This is a genomic window from Erwinia sp. B116 (genome assembly GCF_002865965.1).
In the GTDB taxonomy this organism is placed as follows: domain Bacteria; phylum Pseudomonadota; class Gammaproteobacteria; order Enterobacterales; family Enterobacteriaceae; genus Erwinia.
In genome coordinates this window covers 4609-14881 of record NZ_JRZZ01000003.1, presented here as the reverse complement: position 1 = coordinate 14881, position 10273 = coordinate 4609, and the positions used below count along the sequence as shown (strand labels likewise).

The window sequence follows — 10273 nt, the reverse complement described above, 5'->3', positions numbered from 1 at the left end:
ATACCTATCAGACCTGGCGTCATTACACCACCGCCAGTAATTTTGTCTCTAACGTGATTACCTGGGGCAGCGCCAACGGTAACCTGGGGGGATATGGATCCTTCGCCACGGAGAAACGTACCACCACGCTGAAGCAGGACTATGAGCTGAACCCGATTAAGTTTATGGGGCTACAGCATCAGTTAGACCTTGGCTGGGAAGTGGATCTCTACAGCGCCCGCTACAAGCGTTTTCGGGATGTTAATCTGAGCCGGGGTACCTCGACCATTGACAGAAACGTGGTCTGTCAGTCAGGCGATGACTTCTGTATCGACGGTGAGCAGTACTTCAAAAGCGTGACCCTGTACCCGGCCCGCGAAGTCACCGGCAACTACACCAACTATGCGGTTTATCTGCAGGACAGCATGAACTTCGGCAATCTGGAAGTGACGCCGGGCGTGCGCGCCCAGTATGACGACTTCCTTGGCAACCTGACGCTGGCCCCGCGCTTTGCCACCTCGTATGACGTATTTGGCGACCGCACCACCCGCGTGTTTGGTGGTGCCAACCGCTACTACGGGCAGAACCTGCTGGCCTATAAGCTGCGCCAGGGCATCAGCTCTTACAATATCCTTACCCGTACCAGCGCAACCGATGCCTGGACGGTGGGGGATACGCGTACTAACGCTATTGACTACGATATCTCCAGCCTGAAAACCCCGTACAGCGACGAACTGTCACTTGGGCTTTCCCAGCGCATCGGCGACACGCTGTGGACGGCGAAGTGGGTCAACCGCAGCGGTCAGGATCAGTTCGGTCGTAAAACGGTAACCGACGCCGATGGTGGTAAAAGCTACGTGCTGGATAACAATGCCAAAACCCGCGGCGATACCTTCTCGTTAAGCGCCGAGCCGATCAGCCCGATGCAGTTTGGCTGGGCCGACGTCAGCTGGTCGCTGGGCGCGAGCATCGTGAAAAACAAATCCAGCTCGCAGACCTACTACGAGCAGAGCGACACCGATGAAAATATGGTGATCTTCGACGGTAAGTTAATCGAAAAAGGGGCAATGGATGCGCTGGACTTCAACACGCCGTGGACCGCCTTTGTCAACGTCAATACCTTCTTCCCGGCGATCCGCCTGAACTGGAACCAGAATATCGGCTATACCGCCGGTTACAGCGGTTACACCACCAGCACCGTTAGCTGCCCGTCAGAAGACGGAGCCTGCGGCAGCTATGAAGGTTCCGCCACCCGGTACGACAAGATCAAGTTTAAGGACTATATCTCCTACGACTGGCGCTTCAGCTACAACCAGCCGGTGTACAAAGATCAGAGCGTTGACCTGACGCTGGACGTGATCAACGTGCTGGACTCGGTGATCGAAACCTCGCAGACCACCGGTGCCAACTCCAAAGTCGTCACCTACAAAGCCGGACGTCAGTTCTGGCTGGGCGTGGCGTACAACTGGTAAGAGGGCAACCGGGCTGGCGTAAGCGGTTGCCCGGTGAGCCATCTTATTCGCGGCTGGCTTAGCCCCTGCCGGGTTAATCAGCTCGCCGTGCAGGCTTGCATGCCTGCCGGGTTAATCCGCTCGCCAGGCAGGCTTAAACACCTGCCGGTTAAGTCGTTATCCCAGGCAGGCTTAAACGCCTGCCTGTAAATCAGTCATCCCGGGCCGGCTCTTCCGCCCGCCCGGTTAATCAGCAAACCGTGAGTGCGTGTTTGCGCGTTCCGGTACAGGAAATTTGCAATGAAGCAATGGCGAAACTTAAGCGGGCTGGTGGCAATCGTCAGCCTGCTGTTCCTCTTCAACGGCGCGCGGGCGGCGGAAACGCTCAGCCCGCTGCCACAGATTACCGAAGGCGTGCTGGATAACGGCCTGCGCTATACGCTGGTGCCGCTCAGCGGCCAGAAGCAGCGCGTGGACGTGCGGCTGAGCGTGGACGTCGGCTCGATCGATGAGCAGGATAACGAGTCCGGCGTGGCGCATATGCTGGAGCATCTGGTGTTCCGCGCCAGCGAGCAGTATCCGCAGGGCGTGGCCACCCAGCTGCACCAGCGCGGCTGGGTGCGGGCGCAGCACTACAACGCGATGACCAACTACGAGCGCACCCTGTATATGTTCAGCCCGCCGGGCGGAGCGGGGCAGCTGGACGTGGCGCTGGAGTCTCTGAGCCAGATGGCCGGGCATGCCCGCCTGACCCAGCGCGACCTTGACGACGAGCGGCGCATTATTCTGGAAGAGTGGCGCGGCAAGCTGGGCGTGGCCGAGCGCATGAACCAGCAGCGCGTGCAGGCTATTCGCCACGGCTCGCGCTACCCGGAGCGCCCGACCATCGGCACTGAGGCTTCTATTCGCAACACCCCGGCCACCACGCTGCAGCAGTTTTATCAGCGCTGGTATCATCCGGGCAATATGCGCCTGCTGGTGATCGGTGACTTCCGGCCAGAGACGGCGGCGGCGGAAATTAAGCGCTATTTCGGCACCCTGCCGGCGGGCGCGGTACCAGAGCGGGACTACTACGAACCGCGCCTGCAGACGCAGCTAAAGGTGGTGCGCCTGCAGGACGGCCAGAGCGGCAGCAGCCAGCTGTCGCTGGTGCTGCGCAGTAATCCTGGCACCACCACCTATGAACAGCGCCTAATCAGCCAGATCGCCCTCTCCAGCGTCAGCCGCCAGATGCGTCGGCAGAAGCCGGAGCTGCCGGCGGAAGTCGGCGGCCTGGTGGTGCGTAAATCGGATATTGGCAAAACCACCGAAGCATTTGGCGTATTTGCCGACGTGATGCCCGACGGGCACCAGGTGGCGCTGCGGGTGCTGCTGCGTGAGGTGGAGCGCGTGCGCCGTTACGGCCTGAGCGACGTCGATATTGCCGACGTGAAGCAGGATATCCGCGACGTGGCGCAGCGCATGGCCGCGAAGCCGGAGCAGCGTGAGTTTGCCGACTGGGTACAGCAGATCTTCACCAGCTGGGCGCAGGGCAAGCCGTATACCGGCAGCCAGCAGCGCGGCCGTGAGGCGCTGGCGGCGCTGGAGACCATCACTAATCAGCAGGTTAACGCACGGCTGCAGCAGTGGCTGACGGCCGGCGACGCGCTGGTGCAGTTCAGCATTCCCGGCAACACGCCGTTTACCCTGCCAACGGCGCAGTCGGTCATCCGCCTGCGCGAGCAGCTGAAAACCGAAACGCTGGCCCCACCGCAGCGCAAGGTGGAGCAGGTGGTGACCGAACTGAAGGTGACCCCGCAGCCGGGGACTATCGCTGCGGTGAAAAGCTTCCCGCAGCAGCAGGTGGAACAGTGGACGCTGAGCAACGGCGATCGGGTGGTGCTGCTGCGTACGCCGCTGGCGAAAGATAAAGTCTGGCTGTCTGGCCGCAGCGCGGCGGGCTTTAACACCGCCGGGCTCAATCCGTGGCAGTCGCAGCTGGCGACCCAGCTGGTGGGGCAGAGCGGCCCGCAGGGCTGGCAGGGCGAACAGCTGGTGGCGTGGAAGCAGCAGAAAGCCGTATCGTCTGGCGTCAGCCAGCTGCCGGACGAGCTGCAGTACACCGGCCAGTCTTCCCGCGAGGCGCTGGGCGATCTGCTGGCGCTGAACTATGCGTTGCAAACCACTGCGGGCATCGATCCGGACGTGATGAAAGAGAGCCTGTTGCGGCTGGCGCGTCAGCAGGCGGTGGATGCCGGATCGGCAGGCAATGCGCGCGCGCAGGCCACTCGTTTGCTGCGTTACGGCAGCGCGGGCTGGACGCCGCCGACGCCGCAGCAGCTGAAAACGATTGATACCAGCACGCTGCTGACGCAGTGGCAGATGGCCGCCCGCGCGCCGGTCAGCTGGTTTTTCCTGGCGGATATGTCGCCGGAGCAGCTGAAGCCGCTGGCCGAACGCTATCTGGCGGGCATCCCTCGCCAGCCGGTCGCCACGGTGCAGCCGGAGCTGCCGCGCAGCGGCCGCTACGAGGAGACGCTGGCGCTGAACGTTGAGCCACGCGCCGACGTGAAGAGCTGGAGCTTTACCCCGCAGACGTGGACGCCGCAGGCGGCGGTGCAGGTCAGCATTGCCCGTAACCTCGCCAGCCAGGCGCTGAAGTCCAGCCTGCGCGACGACGCGCTGGGCATCTACCGCATGCAGATGAACAGCGAGCTGGCGGATCGCCACCAGCGCATCGAGACGGAAGTCAGCTTTACCAGCGCGCCGGAACGCGCGCAGGAGCTGTGGCAGCGGGCGGAGGCGGTGTTCGCACAGCTGCCGCAGCAGATCACCCAGCAGCAGATTGACCTGCAGAAGCGCGACTTTATCCGCGCCGAGCAGGCTCGTCAGCAGGATATCTACACCCTGCAGCGCCGTCTGGAGCTGAGCTACCGCCACTATAACGACCCGCGTTACCTGAGCGACGCCGCACGGCTGGCCGACAGCATCACGCTGGCCGGCGTGCAGGCGATGGCAGCCCGGCTCTATAATCCGCAGAACCGGGTGGTCTCAATTTCGCTGCCGCAGCAGGTGAAAAAGTGAAAAAGGCCGCAGGACAATTCTGGGCGCTGTGTCGCCCGTTCTGGGGCCAGCGCAGCAGCGTACAGGCATGGCTGATTATGCTGGTGATGCTGGCGCTGGGTGGCAGCGTGATCTGGCTTAACGTGCTGTTCGTACAGTGGACCAAGTCGTTCTATGACGCGCTGACGGCGCTGGACGGCGGCAAGATTTATGCGCTGGTGAAGGAGTACGCGCTCTATATTCTGATCTACGTTTTCGCCATCGTCTATGAAGTGTGGTTCCGCAAGCTGTTGATAATCCGCTGGCGCGGCGCGCTGACCGCCGAGCTGGTGGACAGCTGGCTGGCGAAGCGGGCGTTTTACCGCATGTCGCTGAGCGGCCGCGTGGATAACCCCGACCAGCGTATCGCGCAGGATATCGAGATTTTTGTCACCAAAACGATTGGCCTGACCGTCGATCTGCTGCTGAACCCGATCCAGCTGTTTACCTTTGTCTTTATTCTCTGGCAGCTCTCGGGGGTGCAGCAAATCACTCTGTTCGGCAACGAGTGGACCATCCACGGTTATCTGGTGTGGGTGGTGCTGGTCTATACCCTGGCGGGTACGCTGGTCACCCATCTGCTGGGTAAAAAAATGCACGGGCTGACGGTGAGCAAAGAGCGTCTGGAGGGTAACTTCCGCGCCTCGCTGCTGCGCAAGCACGATAACGCCGAGCAGATCGCCCAGTACGGCGGTGAGCAGCAGGAAAAAAGTCACCTCGCGCGCCACTTCCAGGCGGTGACCGGCAACTGGCGCTCGCTGATGAACGCCGAACGTAATATGAATCTGTTTATTGTCGGCTACACCCGCGTCAGCCAGATCGTGCCGGTGTTTGCCGCGCTGCCGCTGCTGCTGAATAAAACCGTCACCTTCGGCGGGCTGATGCAGATCCGTAGCGCCTTTAACCAGGTGCATATCGTGCTGAGCTGGTTTATCCGCGTCTACCCGGCACTGATCGAGCTGTCGGCCAGTATGCAGCGCCTTTCGCAGTTCCGCGCCGAGATCCTGCAACATCAGTCGCAGCAGGAGCAGGCAGATGCCGGTAAACGGTTGCAGATTGGCAGCCTCTCCTTCCGTACCCCGCAGGGGCAGCCGCTGCTGCACAACGTGGCGTTTCACTGTGAACCGGGCAGCTGGAGCAAGCTGACCGGCGAGAGCGGCCTGGGCAAATCGACGCTGCTGCGCACGCTGAACGGCCTGTGGCCCTACTACGACGGCCAGTGGCAGCTGCAGGAAGGTCGCAGCCTGCTGCTGCCGCAGCAGAGCTACCTCGGCCACGGCACGCTGGCGGAGATCCTCTGCTATCCGCAGCCGGTGCTGGCGGCGAGTGACGCGCTGCGTGAGGCGCTGGACAAGGTGGGGCTGGGTGCCTGGCGCGACCGGCTGGACGAGCAGCTGAACTGGGACCGCATCTTCTCCGGCGGCGAACGCCAGCGTCTGGCCTTTGCCCGCGCGCTGCTGGCGCGGCCTGAGACGCTGTGGCTGGACGAAGCCACCAGCAGCCTCGATCACGCCGCCGCCCGTGCGCTGCTGGCGCTGGTGCGCCGCGAGCTGCCGGGCACCACGGTAGTGGCGGTGACCCATCAGCAGGAGCTGGATGACCTGTTCCCGCAGCACTACGACCTCGGCCGTTTCCGCCCGGCCTGACTGACCTCCCCCGCCCGCAGGGGCGGGGGTTGGCGTTTCTTTACATCCCCCGGCACAAATCCGCTTTAACTCTTCCCGTCCTTTGCTTACCATCAGTTTTCTGACTCTTTCTCACCGCTTTATGGATATCCGATGCGTTCTCTGGCTACTCTTCTCCCTGTTGTCGCTTTACTTTCTGCCTGCAGCAGCCAGCCGAAACCGGCCACCGCTGAACCGACGGGCAACCCGTTTAAAGGTAACGGCGGCTTCCTGCTGCAGCCTTCGCACAGCGGTAGCGTGCTGGGCGGCGACTTTGCCGATAACCAGGCCGCCAACGCCTTTATTGATAATATGGTGCGTAAGCACGGTTTTGAGCGTCAGCAGCTGCATGACGTGCTGGCGCAGGCGAAAAACCTCGACTTCGTGCTGCGGCTGATGGACAAACAGGCCCCAACCGCTCAGGGCCCGACCGGCCCGAACGGCGCCTGGCTGCGCTACCGCAGCAAATTCATTACCCCGGATAACGTGCAGAACGGCGTGGCGTTCTGGAACCAGTATCAGGATGCGCTGCAGCGCGCGCAGCAGACCTACGGCGTGCCGCCTGAGATTATCGTCGGCATTATCGGCGTGGAGACGCGCTGGGGGCGGGTGATGGGCAAAACGCGCATTATCGATGCGCTGGCCACGCTGGCCTTTAACTACCCGCGCCGCGCCGCCTACTTCAGCGGCGAACTGGAGACCTTCCTGCTGATGGCGCGCACCGAAGGCGACGATCCGCTGGATCTGCGCGGATCGTTCGCCGGCGCGATGGGCTACGGCCAGTTTATGCCATCGGCGTTTAAAGAGTACGCGGTGGACTTCAACGGTGACGGCCATATCAACCTGTGGGACCCGGTCGACGCCATCGGCAGCGTGGCGCACTATTTCCAGGCGCACGGCTGGGTGACCGGCGGCACGGTAGCCGTCATGGCTAACGGCCAGGCAGCGGGCATGGAGAGCGGTTTCAAAACCCGATACAGCGTCTCCTCGCTGGCGGCGGCGGGGCTGTCGCCACAGATCCCGCTGGATAATAACCAGCAGGTCAGCCTGCTCAAGTTTGACGTCGGCACCAGCTACCAGTACTGGTACGGTTTACCGAACTTCTACGCCATTACCCGTTATAACCACAGTAATCACTATGCGATGGCGGTATGGCAGCTGGGTGAGGCGGTAGGGCGCGCACGTCAGGGGCAGTAAGCGGCAAAACCCTGTTGCATTTCGCTGAGTTATCTCGGTGACAGACGGGCTACACTTAGCCCGTCTGTTCTGACATTCAATGAGGCACAATGAAAGACTGGAACCCTGATCTCTACCGGCAGTTCGAAGCGGAGCGTACGCGACCGGCTGAAGAACTGCTCAGGCGCATCTCTTTTACTCAGATTAATTACGCCACCGATCTCGGCTGCGGCCCCGGCAACAGCACCGAGCTGCTGCATCGCGCCTGGCCCTCTGCGCAGATCACCGGGCTGGACAGTTCGCAGGCGATGATCGACCAGGCGCGGCAGCGGCTGCCCGGCTGTCGCTTCGAGCTGGCCGATATCCGCAGCTGGCAGGCGCGGCCCGCCCAGGATGTGATTTATGCCAACGCCTCGCTGCAGTGGCTGACCGATCACCCGGTGCTGCTGCCGCACCTGGTGGCACAGCTGGCCCCCGGCGGCGTGCTGGCGGTGCAGATGCCGGATAACCTTGACCAGCCCACCCACAGCCTGATGCGTGATGTCGCAGCGCGCCCGGCGTGGCAGGAGAAAATCCCGCCGTCCGCCGCCGACCGCAAGCGGCTGCTCAGCACCGAAGCCTACTACGATCTGCTGACCGCCGCCGGCTGCCGGGTGGATATCTGGCGCACCACCTATTACCACGTGATGCCTTCGGCGGCGGCGGTGGTTGACTGGCTGCGCGCCACCGGGTTGCGGCCTTACCTCGCCGCGCTCAGCGAGACGGAACAGGCGCAGTACCTGGCAGAGTATCAGGCGGAAATTGAGCGCGCGCTGCCACCGCGCCAGGACGGTAACCGGCTGATGGCCTTCCCGCGCCTGTTTATGGTGGCGCAGAAAGCCGGTTAATCGTTCTGGTCCATCGTTCTGACGGGAGGGCAACCGGCTGATGGCCTTCCCCCATCTGTAGCGGATATGCGCGCATTCACCGTTTATCTTACCGGGGCGCTGCGCAGCGGCCTGCTGCTTTGTGCACCGAACCTTGAGAAAAATGTCCCTGCGTTGTAACCGTCCGTACTGCCGCTGAAGGCGCACCGCAAAATCTGCTTTCTCTGCACCGCCGGCCAGGGAAAGGTGCTACTCTTTCGCTCTTCACGTTCGGCAGGAGGGAGAGCATGACCGATAACGAATTAAACCAACTGAGCGCCCGTCTGGGCCAGCGGCTGCAGGCCGAAGGTGCCAGCGTCACCGCGGCGGAGTCCTGCACCGGTGGCTGGATCGCCAAGGTGCTGACCGACATCGCCGGCAGCTCGGCCTGGTTCCAGCGCGGCTTTGTCACCTACAGCAACGAAGCCAAGCAGCAGATGATCGGCGTCAGCGCCGCTGCGCTGGCGGAGCACGGCGCGGTGAGCGAAGCGGTGGTGCGTGAGATGGCGCAGGGCGCGCTGCAGGCGGCAGGCGCGGATTACGCGCTCTCGGTTAGCGGCATCGCCGGGCCGGACGGCGGCAGCGATGAAAAACCGGTCGGTACCGTCTGGTTTGGTTTCGCCAGCGCCGGCGGGGAGGTGAGGGCAGAGCGCCGCCGGTTTAGCGGCGACCGTGAGGCGGTTCGTCGCCAGGCCACCGCCCACGCGCTACAGACGCTGCTCGACCACCTTTCTGCAAAATAGAGCTTGATACTGTATGACCATACAGTATAATTAACGCATATTTTTGAACCAAAGCAGCGCCCGCGTATGCTTTACCCGCACGATCAGGAGTAGAAATGGCTATCGACGAAAACAAGCAAAAAGCACTGGCAGCAGCGCTCGGCCAGATTGAAAAGCAGTTTGGCAAAGGTACCATCATGCGCCTGGGTGAAGACCGTACGATGGATGTTGAAACCATCTCTACCGGTTCTTTATCCCTCGATATCGCGCTGGGCGCCGGCGGCCTGCCGATGGGGCGTATCGTTGAGATCTACGGCCCGGAATCTTCCGGTAAAACCACGCTGACCCTGCAGGTGATTGCCGCGGCACAGCGTAAAGGCAAAACCTGTGCCTTTATCGACGCCGAGCACGCCCTTGACCCGGTCTACGCCAAGAAGCTGGGCGTGGACATCGACAACCTGCTCTGTTCCCAGCCGGATACCGGTGAGCAGGCGCTGGAGATCTGTGACGCACTGGCGCGTTCTGGCGCGGTAGACGTGATCATCGTTGACTCCGTAGCGGCGCTGACGCCAAAAGCGGAAATCGAAGGCGAAATCGGTGACTCACATATGGGCCTGGCGGCGCGTATGATGAGCCAGGCGATGCGTAAGCTGGCCGGTAACCTGAAAAACTCCAACACTCTGCTGATCTTTATCAACCAGATCCGCATGAAGATCGGTGTGATGTTCGGTAACCCGGAAACCACCACCGGCGGTAACGCGCTGAAGTTCTACGCCTCCGTGCGCCTGGACATCCGCCGTATCGGCGCGATCAAAGAGGGCGACGAAGTGGTGGGCAGCGAAACCCGCGTGAAAGTGGTTAAAAACAAAATCGCTGCGCCGTTTAAGCAGGCTGAGTTCCAGATCATGTACGGCGAAGGCATTAACACCCTCGGCGAACTGGTGGACCTGGGCGTTAAGCACAAGCTGATCGAGAAAGCCGGTGCCTGGTACAGCTACAACGGTGACAAAATTGGTCAGGGTAAGGCTAACGCCTCTAACTTCCTGAAAGAGAACCCGGCGCTGGCGAACGAGCTGGACACCAAGCTGCGCGCGATGCTGCTGGGTAACCAGGACGACAAGCCTGACTTCGTTCCGGCTCCGCACGAAGCGGATGCAGGCAGCGAAAAAGAAGAAGACTTCTGATCCCTGGCGTGTTTATCAGCCGGTAAGCTGAGCGCCGCAGGCTGATAACCCAGATGAAAAGGAACGGTAACCCCGTTCCTTTTTTTATGGCTCAGGCTGGCCCGCAAACCC

Annotated in this window: 6 protein-coding genes and 1 pseudogene; all 7 read left to right on the top strand. The window is 61.9% G+C overall.

Going from position 1 to position 10273, the window contains the following annotated elements:
• Positions 1–1451, top strand: a pseudogene (locus NV64_RS23855) (TonB-dependent receptor); the annotation flags it as partial.
• 279 nt (positions 1452–1730) lie between these two features.
• A complete protein-coding gene (locus NV64_RS02910) occupies positions 1731–4493 on the top strand; it encodes a M16 family metallopeptidase (protein ID WP_101505292.1) in 2763 nt (920 codons plus the stop codon).
• A complete protein-coding gene (locus NV64_RS02905) occupies positions 4490–6157 on the top strand; it encodes an ABC transporter ATP-binding protein/permease (RefSeq protein ID WP_056232191.1) in 1668 nt (555 codons plus the stop codon). The genes NV64_RS02910 and NV64_RS02905 overlap by 4 nt, the downstream gene beginning before the upstream one ends.
• Before the next feature lie 132 nt (positions 6158–6289).
• Positions 6290–7372 (top strand): lytic murein transglycosylase B, encoded by a 1083-nt coding sequence (gene mltB / locus NV64_RS02900; RefSeq protein ID WP_056232193.1) that lies wholly within the window; start codon positions 6290–6292, stop codon positions 7370–7372.
• 89 nt (positions 7373–7461) lie between these two features.
• Positions 7462–8238, top strand: coding sequence for a trans-aconitate 2-methyltransferase (gene tam / locus NV64_RS02895; RefSeq protein ID WP_101505291.1), 777 nt, complete (start codon positions 7462–7464; stop codon positions 8236–8238).
• Between the two features lie 266 nt (positions 8239–8504).
• Entirely contained in the window at positions 8505–8999 is a 495-nt protein-coding gene (pncC, locus tag NV64_RS02890) for a nicotinamide-nucleotide amidase (protein WP_101505290.1), read from the top strand.
• A gap of 95 nt (positions 9000–9094) precedes the next feature.
• The gene (gene recA, locus NV64_RS02885; protein WP_056232201.1) at positions 9095–10162 is read left to right on the top strand and encodes a recombinase RecA; all 1068 of its coding nucleotides are present in this window, start codon (positions 9095–9097) and stop codon (positions 10160–10162) included.
• Positions 10163–10273: the final 111 nt, after the last annotated feature.

Bases quoted from the DNA above. Each gene is read 5' to 3' on its own strand.
- NV64_RS02910 (WP_101505292.1), top strand. From the start codon at position 1,731: ATGAAGCAATGGCGAAACTTAAGCGGGCTGGTGGCAATCGTCAGCCTG.
- tam (WP_101505291.1), top strand. From the start codon at position 7,462: ATGAAAGACTGGAACCCTGATCTCTACCGGCAGTTCGAAGCGGAGCGT.
- pncC (WP_101505290.1), top strand. From the start codon at position 8,505: ATGACCGATAACGAATTAAACCAACTGAGCGCCCGTCTGGGCCAGCGG.
- recA (WP_056232201.1), top strand. From the start codon at position 9,095: ATGGCTATCGACGAAAACAAGCAAAAAGCACTGGCAGCAGCGCTCGGC.
- mltB (WP_056232193.1), top strand. From the start codon at position 6,290: ATGCGTTCTCTGGCTACTCTTCTCCCTGTTGTCGCTTTACTTTCTGCC.